The following is a 17,647-nucleotide window of genomic DNA, read 5'->3' on the forward strand; positions in this document are numbered from 1 at the left end:
AGACTGCTCATGACCATTCGCACCCGCATCGTGGTCGGCGTTTCGGCTGCCGCCCTGTCGCTTGGCCTCGCGCTGATGCCTGCCGCCTTTGCTCAGGACAAGATGGGCAAGGACGAGGGCATGATGAAGAAGGACACCATGTCCAAGGACGGCATGAAGAAGAATACCATGTCCAAGGACGAGGGCATGAAGAAGGATCACATGTCGAAGGACGGCATGAAGAAAGACGACGGGATGATGAAGAAGAATTGATCATCCGGGTCGTCGCGAAGCGCCTCGCCGAGGCGAAGGCGCGCGCTTCGGATGCCCTCCGCAATCGGCCATCGGGGCGGCGCATTCGCGCGCTCCGGTGGACCATCTCGAAGTGAAGTGAACTGAGGCGTGCCTCAGTTCAATTTGATTTGAACGCTACTTCCGCTTGGCCTTGCGGGCCGCGTAGCGGGCGTCGCGCTTTGCCTTCTGCTCGGCCTCGAGCGCAGCCATCCTTTCGGCCGCCTCCTGAGCCTCGCGTGCAATCCGCGCGGCCTCGGCTGCCTTCGCCTCTTCCTCGCGACGCTTCTGCTCAGCCTTCTCCGCGTCGCGCGCGGCCTTTGCCTCGGCGCGCTTCGCTGCGAGAGCCTCGCGCTCGGCGCGCTTCGCCGCAACCGCGGGATCATCGGGCCCGGGTTGGGATTTGAATTTGTTCAAAAGATTTTTGCGTGCGTCCTGCGCCGCCTTCTGACGGTCTGCGAAACCGGGTTCCCTGAATCCACTCATCGACCAGCCTTGTCTTCCTCGCTTTCGATCCTAAATCACTGCCTGTTGGTACGTCGGCTGGGCATAGCAGGCGCCACGCGACGCACATGCGTGTACATCGACGCACGTCGCAACGCCACCCAAATCGCAGCCGATCAGGTCAACGAAAAATCGCCCCCCGACGATCTCTCGTAGCCCGGAAAAACTGCCGAATTGTGATGTCCCTCATAAGGGAGCACGCGGAGCGGCGCCTAGCGTCCGCCCCAACGAGACGGAGCACGGGCATGACGATCTTCCGACTGAGCCTGAAGGCGCTCGGAGCTGCCTTCGTGGTGGCGGCGCTGGCCGGCGCCGCGTTGCTGCTAGCCCGTCCGCAGCCGATCGAGAGCGCCGTGTTGGGCGCCGATTGGGAGTGCACCCGGACCGCATTCGTGCTCACCACCTGTGCACCGCGGACGACCCCGGCGGTCGAGACCTCGCGCAAGGATGCAATCCGGCCGACCCGGGGCTGAACTGGATCGGACGATCGGATGTGACGCCACGTCGCAGAGGTGCTAAAGGCGCCTTGCCCGACCGAGTCTGGTAGCCATGTCCAAGCCCGAATCGGGCCCGAAGCCCAAATCCTCTCAAAAGTCCCCATCCGGCGACAACCGGCGCGGCGCGGTCGCCGGCTTGATTATTGCGATCGTGATCCTGGGCGTCGGCTGGTGGCTCGCGCGGGATCTCACGGCCGCCAGCAAGATGCAGGACTGCCTGATGTCAGGGCGGAGCAACTGCAACGTGATCGAGCCGGCGCGCTAGGAGCGGTCCGGCGCGCACCGCTGCAGCTCTTTCGGGCCAAAAATTGCTCTGATCTTAATCATTTTTAACGGGACTTGGCCGATCAAGCAGGTCAGTTATGTCAGCCCGGCGTCAGATGAAGCGTTTATCGCGCCAGGAACCACGGCAATTGAGCACGGCAATCGAGAGAGTAGGGGGTCAAACACGCATGAGTGCGTCCAGCCGCATGAAGATCATCATTCCCTTGGTTTCGGCCATGTCGTTGCTCGCGCTGTCGGCGCAGGCGCAGGAGGCCAGACCGCCGAAGGAGGCCGGCCAACAGCCGGCAGGGTCGCGACCCGGCGCGCCGCCCCAGGACAATCAGTCCATGCGCAAGGGGCCTCCGCCGCAGCAGGCGGCCCGGCCCGCGCTGCAGCCTTCCGGTCAGCCTCATGCCGGTCCCGGCTCGCACAATGCCGGCGGCCCGCCCGCGCGCAATTATGCCCGCGGGCCCGCACCGGCGCGCGATTGGGGCGGTCACGCCTATCGCGGCAACCGCGCCTGGGAGGGCGGACGCTGGCGCCACGAGGTCCGCAACGGCCGATCGGGCTGGTGGTGGGATGTCGGCGGCGTCTGGTATTATTATCCGCAGCGCATGGCCGGACCGCCGGCCTACATCTCCGAGGAGTATATCGACGACGTGCCGGTGGCTTATGCGCCGCCGCCGGCGGCGTACGCGCCGCCACCGCCTCCGCCGCCAGCTGATCCCGGTGCAAGCGCGCTGGGCGGCGCCATCGTCGGTGGGGTGCTGGGCGGCCTGCTCTCCGGCAATGCAACCGGAGCTGCCGCAGGCGCGGTTCTCGGCGGGGCGACCGGCGCGATCGCCGGCGCTACGGCCGCCTCGCAACCCGGCTACTATCTGGCTCAGGGCGTTTGCTACTACCGCTATCCCAACGGTCAGTATGTGCAGGCCGATCCCCGCGCATGCTACTGAGTTTTCCCAGCCGGATTTGAAGCGCAGAAGCGGGCTCAGGCCCGCCTCTTTCGTCTGGCGCCCCGCGATAGGCATCACATCCAGCACTGCGCTCGCTGACACTCACGCAAGTCTCGAAAGAAAACGTCGGGATGATTCGCGGGGTGTAGCTCATGCTGGATTCCATCCAGATCAGCATGGCGTGGTGGGACATGATCGTTTGCGGGGGGATCAAGCTCTCGCAGGTACTGCATTAGCTGTTCTAGCGCACCATCGGCGGCGGCTCCCCAGCGGGCAGACCAAATCGCCTTTGCGCTTCAAGATACCAGCCAGTTGAAAAACGCCATCGCGGCCCAGACCAGGCCGCCGATCCATGCCAGCATTACGATGGTGATGGTGCCGAGATAGGCGATCCCGAGCAGGGCGGACCCTTGTCGTTGGGTCGGGACGACCACCTCGGCTGCTGCTTTGTGTGTCATGACCGGACCATCCTGTCCTCTGCGCTCCTGCAAGCGCTCGCGCCTAGAGAGCGCCAAGTAGTGTTTATCGGAGATGCCGTCCGCAGCCTGTGAGGCAATTCACAGACCAGTCTGAATGACACACCAGTCTGAATGAATCTCGGCCCTGGCGTCACGATGCCTGCATACATCGAAGCGATCGCTCCGGAGTCTCCCGTGACAATTCCGCCGGACGCCGGCGCTGCCCCGCAATGATACGGACGAAATTGCCATGCGCTTGTCCAGATCGGCCGGTTATACGGTCGGCATCATGTGCAGCAAGTACGATCCACAGCACGAGGCCGAGGCCGCGATGAAGCGGGCCGCTGCGTCCGAAGGCGCTGATCGGCAGCGCCTGATCCAGCTGGCCCTGGCTTGGCATCAGCTCGCCCGCGACCGGCGTGAGGAGCGGACGGATTAGCCGCATTCCCGCCGACAGCCCTTTCGTGGCAAGAAAAACCCCGTGCTCGGGGGGACAAGCACGGGGTTCTTCAAAGCCGACCGGGGCTGGTAGGTCGGCACCACCTGTTTCGTCGCATGCAACGTGCCGGTGGTGAACTCGTTCCATGACGCGCAGAAATTTATCGCGCCTTTGCCCAGGGCGACCGGCTTGCGCGGTCCACCTCGGCTCAGATCTCGGAACATTCGATCCGCAGCAGCGTTGGCCGGCCATGACCGACCCCGAATTGCGTGCACAGTCCTTCGAGATCGCCTGGAGATATCTCGACCAATCCGGTCTGCTAACCGGTGAACCCAAGGATTCAGCCCGCTTCATCCTGAACAGGATCGACCGCATGATGCTGCGCGGCGAGCGGCGCAGACTGCTACTGTCAAACGCCGCGATTGATGCCTACCGGCTGCGGCCTCTGCTCGTGACGCTGGATGCATGATCGATACGCCGCCGGGTGCGTCTGGTCGCCTCCACGCGCCCAGGCCCGAACGGCGAAGGCCAGTTGATGGTGACCAACCGCGACATCCGTCAGAGAAGCTTGCACAACTTCGAGGCGCTTCGCAATTCCGCCCGGGCTCACGTCTACGGCAGCGTCGATCGCCAAAAATGCCATGGCGCTGGCGGCAACCCCGGACGTGATGGCGATTCTTGTCCAATCGGATGGCGGCATCACAATAACCTTCGACAGCTCTTTTGCATGCCGGATAGGTAGGGCTCTGCTGTCCGCTGGACAGGCCTGCGCACGCTTTCTTGAAGTGCGATAGATTTGCAAAGTTTGCTGCGTAGCGATGTTGCGCTTGACACGAATCGGCGAACCCCGAAACGGGTCCGTGAACAAAGAAAAAGCCCCCAAAGGGGCTTGCTGTGTTATGCCGCTTCCGTTTTCGGCACGGCGTCGGCGTTCACCGACAGCTTGACGACATCGCCTTCGACGGCGCCGACATATTTCGTGTCGATGTAGTGATGGTGGTCCTTGTGACCTTCGGGACTGTCCTTCCGGGTCAGCTTGATGCGGTTGCCCTCGACGCGGTCGACGGTGCCGACATGGGCGCCGTCCTTGCCGATGATTTTCATGTGCTCTCTGATATCAGCCATATGGTCCTCCTTGCACAGTCTTTAACTGCGAAGAGCGGCCTTCGTTGCACGCCGCGCGGGCAGATACTGGACCCAACGCAGGGCGCAGACGTTGAATTGCGGATGGCACATGTCCAAGATCCGCATGGAGACGCTTGAGGCCTATCTGGAACGAAAGCATCAGGAACTCAGGCTATTGAATGATTGTCTGAGAAACCGGCTCGATTTGGCACGTCCGCGATCCGTCGACGAGGTCGTCAGGTCCAAATTCCAGATCACTGCGGCGCTGAGAGCGGAGCATGAGCTGCATGAGTGGAAGGCGACGGAGACGGCCTGGTCGCACACGGCCGATCCCGCCAGCGGGCCGTTCCAGTTCAGTTATGACTACCAGCGGGCCGATCTCAGGGTACGCGGTCCTTCGTTCTATGAGCTCGCGTGCGGCTGCACGATCGAGACGATCTATACCGCGTCAGGCATGGCCGCGATCTCCGCTGTGCTCCTCGCTTCCGCACAGATCATCGACAAGGCCGACATCCTGGTGCTCCCGAGCACCTACGGCGAAACGCTGGAGCTGATCCGAAGCTTTGTCCCGCACCTGCAACTCGTCGGCTTGAAGCCCGCGCTGGGCGATGGGTTTGCCCGGGGGAATTCTCCGCAAATCCTGTTGCTCGATTCCTGCTCCTTTGCCGGCGCTTTCGAGGCGGCGCTCCGCAGTGACGGCTCGGGGCTCGATCTCCTCGTCTTCGACACGACCTGTTTCGCCGGCAGATCCGGGCGGATCAGACGCGTCCTGCGATGGGCCCGGCGATACGGAATTCCGCTGGTGCTGGTGCGAAGCCACAACAAGCTCGATTCGCTCGGAGCGGAATATGGCCGGCTCGGCTCGGCGGTTTTCGTCTATGACAAGGAGCACGAGCGGCGGGCAGGGCGCCTTGACTGCAAAGGGCTCGCCGCCGCAACGCGTAACGCGGTGCGGCTGCTCGGCGGCGCGGCGTTGCCGGCACACTTCCCGCCCTTTGCGGGCAGTGCAACCTACTGGGCTCTGACGAAAAGGCGCGTTGCGGCGATCTTGCGCAACGGACGAAGCACGGCCCGATATTTTGCCGCAAGGCTCCCGGCGCTCTCGGCCGAGCTCCATTTCACCCACGGCCTCTACGTTACGCTTCGGAGCAGGCATCCGCTGGACGAGGCGAGCGCGCGACAGGCCGCCGAAGACATGAGCAACGAACTCCGCGCCGAGGGTTTTCCCATCCGTCACGCCGGCAGCTTCGGTTTCGACTTCGCCGCGACCGAGTGGTTTCACGATGCCACTAGGGAACAGTATAGCGTCCGGGTGGCTATTCCCGATCTTCCGACGGAGCTCTGGAATGATCTGGCCGCGGCGATTGCGTCGTGGTGGCGGGCGCATCAGGCCGAGGTTGGAAGATGAACGCCGCTGCGGCGCCGCGGGGGCCGAGCGAGACTAGCCCCCTTTTAGCGTCGGTTGGCGATCCCGGCAGGACTCGAACCTGCAACCCGCGGAGTAGAAATCCGCTACTCTATCCAGTTGAGCTACGGGACCGTCTTCAGCCGCCCCGGTTTTGAGGGCCGGCTGTTCACCTCCATGCCAATAGGAAAATTCTTGCCTTTCGCCAAGTCTGAACCGAACCGTTTTCCTCAGAGCGGCGACAAAGCGGAACGGTGGCGTGTCAGGGTGCCGGGTCGAGCGGCAGCGCGACGGACGATGGATCACATCTCCGGGAACGCTGAATAGCTTCCGGGACACGGGCGCCCCCCGACTGGTCTCTGGTATTGATGCGCCGTCAGGACACGTGCGCGGAGGTATCTTGATCGGTCTCCTCTGAGCTTGCGTTGTCATGGCGAAGCGACGATTTGCACCCTTGGTTCCATCGCCTTGAGTCCGTCACCTTTCCGCGCACTTCATTTTGCCGCCGCGGCGCTCGTCCGCGATTTCCGGGAGTCCCTCATGATCGGTCTGATCCGCGCCGTCACACTCTGCGCCACGCTGGCGCTCGGCCTTGGCGCAGCGCAAGGAGCCGACAAGGCGTTCAAGCGCGACGATCTTGCCGATTCCGCGATCAAGCTGGAAGCCCAGATCAAGAGCGAGGCGGGACCGGTCGCCAAGTCCATTGCGACGCTGCGCACCGACGCCGACGCCGCATTCCGGCGCAACGACTATCGCACCGGCCTTTCGGTGCTCGGGCAGATTGCGGCGATCACGCCGGAGGATACCGGCAACTGGCTGCGGCTCGCCAAGGTCATCTTCCAGATCTCGCCGAAGAGCTCGAGCGAGCAGACGTTCCTCTGGGAGCGTGCGTCGACCGCCGCCTACATCGCCTATATGCGTGCCGGGAATTCGGGCGAGGAGGCCGACGCGCTCGCCGCGCTCGGCAAGTCGCTGGCCGAACGCAAGCTGTGGCGGCCGGCGCTGGATGCGATGCGGCTGTCGCTGGACATGCGCGAGGTCGCCGACGTCCGCGGCCCGTATGAAAAGCTGCGCGATGAGCATGGTTTTCGGCTGCTCGACTATACCGTGGACTCGGATTCGGCGAGCCCGCGCGCCTGCTTCCAGTTCTCTGAGGAGGTGGCCAAGCGGACCGACTTTGCGCCGTTCCTGGCGTTGGCCGGCACCGACAGGCCGGCGCTGTCGGCCGAGGGTAAGCAGCTCTGCGTCGACGGGCTGAAGCATGGCGAGCGCTACAACATCAACCTGCGCGCCGGGCTGCCGTCGGCCGTGAAGGAGGGTCTGCCGAAATCGGCCGAATTCAATGTTTATGTGCGCGACCGGAAACCCTTCGTGCGCTTCACCAGCCGCGCCTATGTACTGCCGAGGACCGGCCAGCGCGGCATTCCCGTGGTCAGCGTCAATACGCCCGCCGTCAGCATCAACGTGTTCAGGATCGGCGACCGCAACCTGATCAACACGGTTGTGGACAGCGACTTCCAGAAGACGTTGTCGAAATATCAGCTCACCGATCTCGGCGACGAGCGCGGTGTCAAGGTCTGGTCCGGCCAGCTCGCGACCGCGACGACGCTGAACCAGGACGTCACCACCGCATTCCCAGTCGATCAGGCGCTCGGCGAGCTTCAGCCTGGCGTGTACGTCATGACCGCCGCGGCCAAGGGGCCAGGCTCCGACGATGATTACCAGCTCGCGACGCAATGGTTCATCGTCTCCGATCTCGGCGTGTCGGCCTATTCCGGCAACGACGGCATCCACGTCTTCGTCAACTCGCTGGCTTCGACCGATCCGGTCGGCAAGGCCGAGGTGCGGCTGGTTGCCCGCAACAACGAGATCTTGGCTAGCCGCAAGACTGACGACAGCGGCCACGTGCTGTTCGAGGCGGGGCTCGCGCGCGGTGAGGGCGGGCTGTCGCCGGCGCTGCTGACCGTAACTGGCGATAACGCCGATTATGCCTTCCTCAGCCTCAAGACGAGCGCCTTCGACCTGTCCGACCGCGGCGTTTCGGGCCGCGCGGTCCCGGCCGGCGCCGACGCCTTCGTCTATGCCGAGCGCGGCGTCTACCGTTCCAGCGAAACCGTCTATCTCACTGCGCTCTTGCGCGACGGGCAGGGCAATGCCGTGACCGGCGGGCCGCTCACGCTAGTGATCGAGCGTCCCGACGGCGTCGAATTCCGCCGCGCCGTGCTGTCCGACCAGGGCGCGGGCGGCCGCACGCTCGCCGTGCCGCTCAACTCGGCCGTCCCGACCGGGACCTGGCGAGCGCGCGCTTTCACCGATCCGAAGGGCGCCTCGGTCGGCGAAACCACCTTCATGGTCGAGGATTACGTCCCCGATCGGATCGAATTCGACTTGTCCGCCAAGGACAAGCTGATCAAAGCTAATGCTCCAGTGGAGCTGAAGGCGGACGGTCATTTCCTCTATGGCGCGCCGGCCTCGGGCCTTCAGCTCGAAGGCGACATGCTGGTCGCGCCTGCGAGCGAGCGTCCGGGCTTTGCCGGCTACCAGTTCGGCGTCAACGACGAGGAGACCACCTCGAACGAGCGCACGCCGCTGGAGAACCTGCCTGAAGCCGACGCCAATGGCGTTGCGACCTTCCCGGTGACGCTGGACAAGCAGCCGGCCTCGACCCGCCCGCAGGAGGCGCAGATCTTCGTCCGCATGGTCGAGACCGGCGGTCGCGCCGTCGAGCGCAAGCTGGTGCTGCCGATCGCGCCAGCGACCGCCATGATCGGCATCAAGCCGCTGTTCGGCGACAAGAACGTCGCCGAGGGCGACAAGGCCGAGTTCGACGTCGTGTTAGTCTCGCCCGAGGGCAAGACGCTCCCCCGCGATGGCCTCCGCTACGAGCTCCTGAAGATAGAGTCGCGCTATCAGTGGTATCGCCAGAATAATTACTGGGAGTACGAGCCGGTCAAGTCGACCTCGCGCGTCGCCGATGGCGATGTCGTGATCGCCGCCGATAAGCCGTCGCGGATTTCGCTGAACCCCCAGCCCGGCCGCTATCGGCTCGATGTGAAGTCGAACGACGCTGACGGCCCGGTGACCTCCGTGCAGTTCGACGTCGGCTGGTACTCCGATGGCAGCGCCGACACACCGGACCTGTTGGAGACCTCGATCGACAAGCCGCAATACGCCTCCGGCGACACCATGACAGTGTCGGTCAATGTGCGCAGCGCCGGCAAGCTGACCATCAACGTGCTCGGCGACCGCCTGCTGACGACGCAGACCATCGACGTCAAGGAAGGCACCGCGCAAGTCAAGCTTCCGATCGGCAAGGACTGGGGCACCGGCGCCTACGTCGTGGCGACGCTGCGCCGTCCGCTCGATGCGGCCGCCCAGCGCATGCCGGGCCGGGCGATCGGCCTGAAATGGTTCGGCATCGACAAGCAGACTCGCACGTTGCAAGTGAAGCTGACGCCGCCGGCGCTGATCCGGCCGAACTCGACGCTGAAAATCCCGGTCAAGCTCGACGGGCTCAATCCGGGCGAGGACGCCAAGGTCGTCATCGCCGCAGTCGACGTCGGCATCCTCAACCTCACCAATTACAAGCCGCCGGCGCCGGATGATTACTATCTCGGCCAGCGTCGCCTCAGCGCCGAGATCCGCGATCTCTACGGGCAACTCATCGATGGGATGTCGGGCACCCGCGGCCAGATCAAGTCCGGCGGCGACGCCGGTGCGGGCGAGCTCCAGGGCTCGCCGCCCACGCAAAAACCGCTGGCCCTGTATTCAGGCATCGTCACGCTCGGCGCTGACGGCACCGCAGAAGTGAGCTTCGTCATTCCGGAGTTCGCCGGCATCGCGCGCGTGATGGCGGTGGCGTGGACCGCCACGAAACTTGGTCGCGCCAGCACCGATGTCGTGATCCGCGATCCCGTGGTGCTGACGACGACCCTGCCGCGGTTCCTGCTCAATGGTGATCGCGGCACGGTCAATCTGGAGATCGACAATGTCGAGGGCCAGGCCGGCGACTATGTCGTCAACGTGAAGGCGGGCGGCCCGGTGAAGATGACTGGCAATCCCGCCACCACGGTCAAGCTTGCCGCCAAGCAGCGCAACGCGTTCTCGCTGGCGATCGATGCAACGGCCGCGGGGCAGGCGACGCTCGACGTCGACATCAAGGGACCGAACGGCCTTATGCTCGCGCGTCACTATGCGCTCGACGTCAAGGCGGTGACGCAGGTGTTGGCGCGGCGCTCGATCCGTACCCTGGCGAAGGGCGAGAGCCTGACGCTGACCGCGGATATGTTCTCCGATCTCGTGCCGGGCACCGGCAGCGTCTCGGTGTCGGCCAGCCTGTCGACCGCGCTCGATGCGGCGACGATCCTGAAAGCGCTCGACCGCTATCCCTATGGCTGCTCGGAGCAGATCACGAGCCGCGCGATGCCATTGCTCTATGTCAATGACCTCGCCGCCGGGGCGCACCTCGCCATGGATACCGAGGTCGACCAGCGCATCCGCGACGCGATCGAGCGGCTGTTGGCGCGCCAGGGTTCGAACGGCTCGTTCGGCCTGTGGTCGGCCGGGGGCGACGATGCCTGGCTGGATGCCTATGTCACGGACTTCCTGACCCGCGCCCGCGAAAAGGGCTTTGCAGTGCCGGACGCGCTGTTCAAGAACGCGCTCGACCGCATCCGCAACTCCGTCGTCAATGCCGACGAGCCAGAGAAAGACGGCGGCCGGGAGCTCGCCTATGGCCTCTATGTGCTTGCCCGTAATGGCGCAGCTCCGATCGGAGACCTCCGCTATCTCGCCGACACCAAGCTCGCCAACCTTGCGACGCCGATTGCGAAGTCGCAGCTCGCGGCGGCGCTCGCGCTGGTCGGCGATCGTAACCGCGCGGAACGCGTCTATGGCGCCGCACTCGATAGCCTCGCGCCGAAGCCCGCACTCGAGTTCGGCCGCACCGACTACGGTTCGCAGCTCCGTGATGCTGCGGCGCTGGTCTCACTCGCCAGTGAAGGAAACGCGCCGAAGGCGACGCTGACGCAGGCGGTGTCGCGGGTCGAGACCGCGCGCGGGCTTACGCCCTACACCTCCACGCAGGAGAATGCCTGGCTGGTATTGGCGGCGCGCGCGCTCGCCAAGGAGAACCTGTCGATGGAAGTCGACGGCCAGCCGGTGAAGACTGCGCTCTATCGCAGCTACAAGGCGGCGACGCTGGAGGGCAAGCCGCTGAAGATCACCAACACTGGCGATGTGCCGGTGCAGGCGGTGGTCTCGGTGTCGGGCTCGCCCGTGACGCCGGAGCCGGCGGCGTCGAACGGCTTCAAGATCGAGCGCAACTACTTCACTCTCGACGGCAAGCCGGCCGACATCAGCAAGGTCAAGCAGAACCAGCGCTTTGCGGTGGTGCTGAAGATCACCGAGGCCAAGCCCGAGGACGGCCACATCATGGTGTCGGACTATCTGCCGGCGGGCCTCGAGATCGACAATCCGAAGCTGGTCTCGTCCGGCGATAGCGGTACGCTGGACTGGATCGAGGACGGCGAGGAGCCTGAGGATACCGAGTTCCGCGACGACCGCTTCACCGCGGCTATCGACCGCGCCTCGGACTCAAAGTCGGTCTTCACAGTCGCCTATGTCGTGCGCGCAGTCTCGCCGGGCAAATACGTGCTGCCGCAGGCCTATGTCGAGGACATGTATAATCCCTCGCGCTACGGCCGTACCGGGACGGGCACCGTCGAGGTGCGGGCTGCGAAGTGAGCAACGAGGATGAGTGACGCTCTGAACGCGCCAAATTCTCCGCCGTCATGCCCGGGCGCGTCCCGGGCATCTACGGCTTTTGGGGCCGCGGGCAAGAACGTGGATGGCCAGTACAAGCGCGGCGATGACGTAGCCAGCGGCAAGGGCCATCGCGTCCTCTCAGCCGTCGCCCTCACACTCATCCTCGCCATCGTCGGGTTCGTCGCCTGGGTCTACTCCCTCGGTCCGCTGCCACTCGACGAGGCGCGGCAGGTCTCGACCACCATCGTCGACCGCAACGGCAAGCTGCTGCGCGCCTATGCCATGGCCGATGGGCGGTGGCGGCTGCCCGTCGATGCCAGGACGAACGTTGATCCGACCTATCTTAAACTGCTGCTGGCCTATGAGGACCAGCGCTTCTATGCGCATGACGGCATCGACCCGCTGGCGCTGGGCCGGGCCGCATTGCAGCTTGCAACGCGCGGCCACATCGTGTCGGGCGGCTCGACCATTACCATGCAGCTTGCGCGGCTGATGGAGCCGCGGCGACAGCGCTCGCTCTATGCCAAGCTGCGGCAGATGGTTCGCGCGATCGAGATCGAGCGGAGCTTGAGCAAGGACGAGATCCTCGACCTTTATCTCGCGCTCGCGCCTTACGGTGGCAATCTCGAAGGCATCCGCGCCGCGTCGATCGCATATCTCGGCAAAGAGCCGAAGCGTCTGTCGCTGGCCGAGGCCGCGCTGCTGGTCGCACTCCCGCAATCGCCGGAGACGCGCCGGCTTGATCGGCATCCAGAGACAGCCCGCATTGCGCGTGATCGTGTGCTCGACCGCATGGTCTCGGAGCATCAGGTCAGCGCGGAGGATGCAAAGCAGTCCAAGGCCGTTGCCATTCCGAAGCTGCGCAAGCCGATGCCGATCCTGGCGCCGCATGCATCCGACACCGCGCTTTCCACGGCGAAGGACACGCCGGTCATCAGGCTGACGCTGGACGCGAACTTGCAGAAGGTGCTGGAGCCGCTGGCACGTGATCGCGCCATTGCGCTCGGGCCCAACATCTCGGTCGGCATCATCGTGGTCGACAATGAGAGCGGCGACGTGCTCGCCCGTGTCGGCTCGGCCGATTATTTCGACGAGAGTCGGGCAGGGCAAGTCGACATGACTCGCGCTATCCGCTCGCCGGGCTCGACGCTCAAACCTTTCATCTACGGGCTCGCCTTCGAGGATGGCTTCGTGCATCCGGAGAGCCTGATCGACGACCGGCCGGTTCGCTTCGGCTCCTACGCGCCGGAAAATTTCGACATGATGTTCCAGGGCACGGTGCCGGTGAAGAAGGCGCTGCAATTGTCGTTGAACGTGCCCGCCATCGTGCTGCTCGATCGCGTTGGCTCCAGCCGGCTGGCCTCGCGGCTGCGGCAGGCTGGTGGCAATCTCGTGCTGCCCAAGGACGAGGCGCCGGGGCTTGTCATGGGTCTCGGCGGTGTCGGAATCACGCTCCAGGACCTCGTCCAGCTCTATACGGGCTTCGCCCGGCTCGGCACCACCAAGCCGCTGCGCGAGGTCATGACTGACAGGGATGATCGCGAGCCGTTGCGGCTGCTCGATCAGGTCGCGGCCTGGCAGGTCGGCAACGTGCTTCTGGGCACACCGCCGCCCGAGAACGCCGCCCACAACCGGATCGCCTTCAAGACCGGCACCTCCTACGGCTATCGCGATGCTTGGTCGGTCGGGTTCGACGGCCGCATGACCGTCGGCGTCTGGGTCGGCCGGCCCGACGGCGCCCCGGTTCCCGGCCTGATCGGGCGCGTCGCTGCCGCGCCGATCCTGTTCGACGCGTTCGCCCGAACCGGCAAGACGCTCGCTCCGTTGCCGAAGCCGCCCAAGGGAACCCTGGTCGCCAGCAATACCAAGTTGCCGCTGCCGCTGAAGCGGTTCCGTCCCGTTGGGGAATTGGTGCGCACCGGCGGCGAGCAGGCGCTGCACATTCAGTTTCCGCTGAACGGCTCGCGGATCGACGTCGATCGATCGAGTGGTCGGGAGGGCGCGGCGATGCCGGTCAAGGTCGCCGGCGGCGTTCTGCCCATGATCGTCATGGTTAACGGAACCGCGCTTGGCGAGATCGACGGCCGTCGCCAGCGCCTGATCGATCCGCCCGGTCCGGGCTTTGCGCGGCTCACCGTCATCGATGCGACGGGCGCCGCGGACACAGTTGTCATTCGAATTCAATGACCCTGCCTCAAGCGGTTGTGGCGATGGCGGTTTCAGCGTAAGCGGAACCAATGGCCGAGACCTACCCGAGCCCCCGTTTTGGAGCACCCCGCGAGCCGAAAGCGCCCGTGAATCCGGGCAGCGGGCTCGTGCGCATGCTCGATATTGTCACGGCCAGTCACGCCCGTGCAGTCGGCTTTCTGGTGCTGAGTGCGCTGCTGCTGTTCCTGCCGGGCTTCTTCACCATCCCGCCTATTGACCGCGATGAAGCGCGCTTTGCCCAGGCCACCAAGCAGATGGTCGAGAGCGGCGACTATGTCGACATCCGCTTCCAGGAGGATGTCCGCTACAAGAAGCCGGTCGGCATCTACTGGCTGCAATCGGCCGCGGTCGAAACCGCCGCGGCGCTCAAGCTGCCGAAGGCCGAATTGCGCATCTGGGTCTACCGGCTGCCGTCGCTGCTGGGAGCGATCGGCGCCGTGCTCATGACCTATTGGGCCGCACTCGGCTTCGTCACCCGGCGTGCCGCGGTGCTGGCGGCGCTGATGATGTCCGCCTCGGTGCTGCTCGGCGTCGAGGCGCGGCTGGCCAAGACCGACGCGATGCTGCTGCTCTGCGTGGTCGCCGCGATGGGCGCGATGGCGCGGGCCTACCTGTCATGGCAACGCGCCGAGGACGAGACCCATCCGCCCTGGAGCTGGCCGGCGATCTTCTGGAGCGCGCTCGCCATCGGCATCCTGATCAAGGGTCCGCTGATCCTGATGTTCGCGGGCCTCACTATCGTCGCGCTCGCGATCCAGGACCGCGACGCCTCCTGGCTGCGGAAGCTGCGCCCGGTCTGGGGCCTGATGTGGATGCTGGTCCTGGTGCTGCCCTGGTTCGTCGCAATCTTCTGGCGCGCGGGCGAGGCCTTCTTCGCCGATTCCGTCGGCGGCGACATGCTGAGCAAGTTAGGGGCCCAGGAATCCCATGGCGCGCCGCCCGGTCTTTACCTCGCGCTGTTCTGGATCACGTTCTGGCCGGGCGCGCCGCTCGCGGCCATGGCGGCGCCCGCAGTGTGGCGAGCGCGGCGCGAGCCCGGCGCGCAGTTCCTGCTGGCCTGGCTGGTCCCGTCCTGGATCGTGTTCGAGGCCGTACTGACCAAGCTGCCGCATTACGTGCTGCCGCTGTACCCCGCGATCGCGATCCTCACCGCGGGCGCGCTGGAGCGGCGTGTGCTGTCGCGGTCCTGGCTGATGCGCGGCTCGGCCTGGTGGTTCGCGATCCCCGCGGCCGCCTCGATCATCGCCGTGGTCGGCGCCGTGATGCTGACGCGCCAGCCGGCCTTCGTGGCCTGGCCTTTCATCGCGGCGTCGCTGATCTTCGGCCTGTTCGCCTGGTGGCTCTACGACAACAATCGCGCCGAGCGCTCGCTGCTCAACGCGCTGGTCGCCGCGCTCATGTTGGCGGTGACGGTCTACGGAATCGTGCTGCCGTCGCTGACTCCGCTGTTTCCGAGCATCGAGATCGCGCGCGCGCTTCGCAACGTCACCTGCGTGGGACCGAAGGCGGCTGCTGCCGGCTATCACGAGCCGAGCCTGGTGTTCCTGACAGGCACGCAGACGCTGCTCACCGACGGCTCGGGCGCAGCTGACTTTCTGCGGCAGGGCAGCTGTCGCTTCGCCCTGATCGAGCAACGCTCGGAGCGTAGCTTCGTGCAGCGCGCCGAGGCGATCGGGCTGCGCTACAAGGTTGGCACGCGCATCGAGGGCTACAATTTCTCGCAAGGGCGCGCGATCTCGATCTCGATCTTCCGCTCGGAGGGCACCGAATAGATGCGGGCCCCGAACGACATTGGGCCGCCTGCAGGCTATCCCGCGCAATTGCTCGCCGTGTCCTGGCGCGCGCTGGCGCAGCTCGTGCGCACGCCCTCGCATTCGCGCCGCGCCGAGGCCGCCCGGAAGCTGGCGCGGCATTCGCTCTGGCTCAGCGCAGCAGGCGCAGCCCTGGTCATCGTGCTGATGGTCGGGCTCGACCAGACTGAGATCCAACTGATGCCGGCGCGCGGCACGCCAAGCCTCTGGCCGATCCGCATCCTCACCGACTTCGGCAAGGACGAGTATGTGCTGTCTCTCCTGGGCGCTGCGCTGGTGGTCGTGGCCTTCGTCGCGGCAGCACTGCACGGGACCCGCCGCGCGTTGCTGCTCGGCCTCGGCACGCGGCTGCAATTCATGTTTCTGTCGGTTGCCGTGTCGGCGTTCGCTGCCGAGATCCTGAAATATCTCATCGGGCGCGGACGTCCGTTCGTCGGCGGCAAGCCCGATCCGTTCAACTTCGTCCCGTTGGAGGGCACGGGTGCCTACGCCAGCCTGCCGTCGGGCCATGCGGTCGCCGCATTCGCCTTGGCGTTTGCAGTGTCGGCATTGTGGCCGCACCTGCGCGTATTCATGTTCACTTACGCGATCGTGATCCTCTTGACCCGCTTGGTGCTGCTCGCGCATCACCCGAGCGATGTCGTCGCCGGCGCCATGGTCGGCCTGGTCGGTGCCATGGCGGTCCGCTACTGGTTTGCGGCCCGAAAACTAGGCTTTGCCATCCGGGCGGACGGCACCATCGTGCCAATTGCGGGGATGGTCTCCGGCCGCCTCAAAAGGGTTGCCCGCCGGACATCCGGCCCATAAAAGCGGCTGCCTGCCGGACCGCCGGTTCCACGGGGCAGGCCCATTCCAACCCACGAGCCTCGATTTGTCGAAGTCCCAGCCTTCGGTTTCCATCGTCGTTCCCGTGCGCAACGAAGCCGAGAACATCGCGCCCTTGATCGAGGAGATCACGGCGGCGCTCGATGGCCGCTGGGCCTATGAGATCATCTATGTCAACGACGGCTCGACGGATGCGACCGGCGAGCGGCTCAGCGCCATGATGAAGCAGCGGGACAATCTGCGTCAGCTCCGCCATGCGAGATCGGGCGGCCAGTCGGCGGCGGTGCGCAGTGGCGTGCGTGCGGCGCGCGGGATGATCGTGGCCACGCTTGACGGAGACGGCCAGAATAATCCGGCGTTTCTGCCGGACCTGATCGCGGCAGTCGAGAAGGGAGCAGGGCGGGTCGGGCTCGCCGCCGGCCAGCGGATCGGGCGCAAGGACACCGGCTTCAAGAAATTTCAGTCGCGCGTGGCGAACGGCATTCGCAACGCGATCCTGAAGGACGGCACGCGCGACACCGGCTGCGGCCTGAAGGCGTTCCGGCGCGACGTCTTCCTGATGCTGCCCTATTTCGACGGGCTGCATCGCTTCCTGCCGGCGCTGGTCCGCCGCGAGGGCTACGACATTGCCTATGTCGACGTGATCGATCGGCCGCGCCGCGCCGGCGTGTCGAATTATGGCTTTTTCGACCGGCTGTGGATCGGCATCATGGATCTCGCAGGCGTGTGGTGGCTGATCCGGCGCAAGAAGCCGACGCCAGATGTGACCGAGGTGAACCCATGATCATCCAATACGGTCAAGCGCTGAGCAACTATCTCTACGACGTCTTCGTCGCCAAGTTCGATTTCTGGCTCGCGTTCGGCCTCGTCGCGCAATTGTTCTTCACCGCGCGCTTCCTGGTGCAGTGGATCGCGAGCGAACGCGCCGGCAACAGCGTGGTGCCGATGGCGTTCTGGTTCTGCTCGATGGGCGGCGGGCTGATGACGCTGGTCTATGGCGTCGTGAAGCGCGAGCCCGTCATCATCCTCGGACAGTCGCTCGCGACCATCATCTACATCAGAAACATCATGCTGATCTGGAAGAACCGCGGCAGCGCCTCGAAGACGCTGGATCGCTGACCG

At 65.2% G+C, this 17,647-nt stretch carries 16 protein-coding genes and 1 tRNA gene; 13 read left to right on the top strand and 4 right to left on the bottom strand.

What is annotated here, in order from left to right:
- The first annotated feature begins 9 nt into the window (after positions 1-9).
- Positions 10-252 carry a pentapeptide MXKDX repeat protein gene (locus IVA78_RS07325; RefSeq protein ID WP_247464923.1) on the top strand — a complete coding sequence of 81 codons (243 nt, stop codon included), beginning with the start codon at positions 10-12 and terminating at the stop codon, positions 250-252.
- Positions 253-408: 156 nt separating this feature from the next.
- On the opposite strand, the gene IVA78_RS07330 is transcribed toward IVA78_RS07325, so the two are convergent.
- On the bottom strand, positions 409-756 hold the full coding sequence (locus IVA78_RS07330) for a DUF6481 family protein (protein WP_247281044.1): 348 nt from the start codon (positions 754-756) through the stop codon (positions 409-411).
- Between the two features lie 263 nt (positions 757-1,019).
- Between IVA78_RS07330 and IVA78_RS07335 the strand changes: the two genes are divergently transcribed.
- From IVA78_RS07335 to IVA78_RS07345, 3 genes are all read left to right on the top strand, one after another.
- Positions 1,020-1,247, top strand: coding sequence for a hypothetical protein (locus tag IVA78_RS07335; RefSeq protein ID WP_247281045.1), 228 nt, complete (start codon positions 1,020-1,022; stop codon positions 1,245-1,247).
- A 76-nt stretch (positions 1,248-1,323) separates the two neighbouring features.
- A complete protein-coding gene (locus IVA78_RS07340) occupies positions 1,324-1,536 on the top strand; it encodes a hypothetical protein (RefSeq protein WP_247281046.1) in 213 nt (70 codons plus the stop codon).
- Positions 1,537-1,723: 187 nt separating this feature from the next.
- Positions 1,724-2,488: a hypothetical protein gene (locus IVA78_RS07345; protein WP_247281047.1), complete on the top strand. Its 765-nt coding sequence runs from the start codon at positions 1,724-1,726 to the stop codon at positions 2,486-2,488.
- Positions 2,489-2,784: 296 nt separating this feature from the next.
- On the opposite strand, the gene IVA78_RS07350 is transcribed toward IVA78_RS07345, so the two are convergent.
- Positions 2,785-2,946 carry a hypothetical protein gene (locus IVA78_RS07350; RefSeq protein ID WP_247281048.1) on the bottom strand — a complete coding sequence of 54 codons (162 nt, stop codon included), beginning with the start codon at positions 2,944-2,946 and terminating at the stop codon, positions 2,785-2,787.
- 250 nt (positions 2,947-3,196) lie between these two features.
- On the opposite strand from IVA78_RS07350, the gene IVA78_RS07355 reads away from it, so the two are divergent.
- Together IVA78_RS07355 and IVA78_RS07360 are read left to right on the top strand one after the other, a co-directional pair.
- A complete protein-coding gene (locus IVA78_RS07355) occupies positions 3,197-3,385 on the top strand; it encodes a hypothetical protein (RefSeq protein WP_247281049.1) in 189 nt (62 codons plus the stop codon).
- A gap of 250 nt (positions 3,386-3,635) precedes the next feature.
- Positions 3,636-3,854 carry a hypothetical protein gene (locus tag IVA78_RS07360; RefSeq protein WP_247281050.1) on the top strand — a complete coding sequence of 73 codons (219 nt, stop codon included), beginning with the start codon at positions 3,636-3,638 and terminating at the stop codon, positions 3,852-3,854.
- Positions 3,855-4,282: 428 nt separating this feature from the next.
- Here the strand turns inward: IVA78_RS07360 and IVA78_RS07365 are convergent, their stop codons facing one another.
- On the bottom strand, positions 4,283-4,510 hold the full coding sequence (locus IVA78_RS07365) for a DUF2171 domain-containing protein (protein WP_027574503.1): 228 nt from the start codon (positions 4,508-4,510) through the stop codon (positions 4,283-4,285).
- Positions 4,511-4,634: 124 nt separating this feature from the next.
- Here IVA78_RS07365 and IVA78_RS07370 point away from each other — a divergent pair, with 124 nt between their 5' ends.
- A complete protein-coding gene (locus tag IVA78_RS07370) occupies positions 4,635-5,918 on the top strand; it encodes a hypothetical protein (RefSeq protein ID WP_247281127.1) in 1,284 nt (427 codons plus the stop codon).
- A 55-nt stretch (positions 5,919-5,973) separates the two neighbouring features.
- Here the strand turns inward: IVA78_RS07370 and IVA78_RS07375 are convergent.
- Positions 5,974-6,050, bottom strand: a tRNA-Arg gene (locus IVA78_RS07375).
- 405 nt (positions 6,051-6,455) lie between these two features.
- Here IVA78_RS07375 and IVA78_RS07380 point away from each other — a divergent pair.
- The 6 genes from IVA78_RS07380 (at position 6,456) to IVA78_RS07405 (ending at position 17,644) form a co-directional block, all read left to right on the top strand.
- Positions 6,456-11,660 carry an alpha-2-macroglobulin gene (locus IVA78_RS07380; RefSeq protein ID WP_247281051.1) on the top strand — a complete coding sequence of 1,735 codons (5,205 nt, stop codon included), beginning with the start codon at positions 6,456-6,458 and terminating at the stop codon, positions 11,658-11,660.
- Between the two features lie 9 nt (positions 11,661-11,669).
- Complete coding sequence (gene pbpC, locus IVA78_RS07385) at positions 11,670-13,868, top strand: penicillin-binding protein 1C (RefSeq protein ID WP_247281052.1); 2,199 nt, start codon at positions 11,670-11,672, stop codon at positions 13,866-13,868.
- A 50-nt stretch (positions 13,869-13,918) separates the two neighbouring features.
- On the top strand, positions 13,919-15,661 hold the full coding sequence (locus IVA78_RS07390) for a glycosyltransferase family 39 protein (RefSeq protein ID WP_247281053.1): 1,743 nt from the start codon (positions 13,919-13,921) through the stop codon (positions 15,659-15,661).
- On the top strand, positions 15,662-16,507 hold the full coding sequence (locus IVA78_RS07395) for a phosphatase PAP2 family protein (RefSeq protein ID WP_247281054.1): 846 nt from the start codon (positions 15,662-15,664) through the stop codon (positions 16,505-16,507).
- Between the two features lie 64 nt (positions 16,508-16,571).
- Positions 16,572-17,309, top strand: a complete 738-nt coding sequence (locus IVA78_RS07400) for a glycosyltransferase family 2 protein (RefSeq protein WP_247464926.1) — start codon at positions 16,572-16,574, stop codon at positions 17,307-17,309.
- On the top strand, positions 17,306-17,644 hold the full coding sequence (locus tag IVA78_RS07405) for a lipid-A-disaccharide synthase N-terminal domain-containing protein (protein ID WP_061881543.1): 339 nt from the start codon (positions 17,306-17,308) through the stop codon (positions 17,642-17,644). The genes IVA78_RS07400 and IVA78_RS07405 overlap by 4 nt, the downstream gene beginning before the upstream one ends.
- Positions 17,645-17,647: the final 3 nt, after the last annotated feature.

Origin of the sequence: Bradyrhizobium sp. 137 (assembly GCF_023074095.1) — a bacterium.
Taxonomy (GTDB): Bacteria; Pseudomonadota; Alphaproteobacteria; order Rhizobiales; family Xanthobacteraceae; genus Bradyrhizobium.

Coding starts and splice junctions, on each gene's coding strand:
- IVA78_RS07325 (WP_247464923.1), top strand. CDS start 10: ATGACCATTCGCACCCGCATCGTGGTCGGCGTTTCGGCTGCCGCCCTG.
- IVA78_RS07330 (WP_247281044.1), bottom strand. CDS start 756: ATGAGTGGATTCAGGGAACCCGGTTTCGCAGACCGTCAGAAGGCGGCG.
- IVA78_RS07335 (WP_247281045.1), top strand. CDS start 1,020: ATGACGATCTTCCGACTGAGCCTGAAGGCGCTCGGAGCTGCCTTCGTG.
- IVA78_RS07340 (WP_247281046.1), top strand. CDS start 1,324: ATGTCCAAGCCCGAATCGGGCCCGAAGCCCAAATCCTCTCAAAAGTCC.
- IVA78_RS07345 (WP_247281047.1), top strand. CDS start 1,724: ATGAGTGCGTCCAGCCGCATGAAGATCATCATTCCCTTGGTTTCGGCC.
- IVA78_RS07350 (WP_247281048.1), bottom strand. CDS start 2,946: ATGACACACAAAGCAGCAGCCGAGGTGGTCGTCCCGACCCAACGACAA.
- IVA78_RS07355 (WP_247281049.1), top strand. CDS start 3,197: ATGCGCTTGTCCAGATCGGCCGGTTATACGGTCGGCATCATGTGCAGC.
- IVA78_RS07360 (WP_247281050.1), top strand. CDS start 3,636: ATGACCGACCCCGAATTGCGTGCACAGTCCTTCGAGATCGCCTGGAGA.
- IVA78_RS07365 (WP_027574503.1), bottom strand. CDS start 4,510: ATGGCTGATATCAGAGAGCACATGAAAATCATCGGCAAGGACGGCGCC.
- IVA78_RS07370 (WP_247281127.1), top strand. CDS start 4,635: ATGGAGACGCTTGAGGCCTATCTGGAACGAAAGCATCAGGAACTCAGG.
- IVA78_RS07380 (WP_247281051.1), top strand. CDS start 6,456: ATGATCGGTCTGATCCGCGCCGTCACACTCTGCGCCACGCTGGCGCTC.
- pbpC (WP_247281052.1), top strand. CDS start 11,670: ATGAGTGACGCTCTGAACGCGCCAAATTCTCCGCCGTCATGCCCGGGC.
- IVA78_RS07390 (WP_247281053.1), top strand. CDS start 13,919: ATGGCCGAGACCTACCCGAGCCCCCGTTTTGGAGCACCCCGCGAGCCG.
- IVA78_RS07395 (WP_247281054.1), top strand. CDS start 15,662: ATGCGGGCCCCGAACGACATTGGGCCGCCTGCAGGCTATCCCGCGCAA.
- IVA78_RS07405 (WP_061881543.1), top strand. CDS start 17,306: ATGATCATCCAATACGGTCAAGCGCTGAGCAACTATCTCTACGACGTC.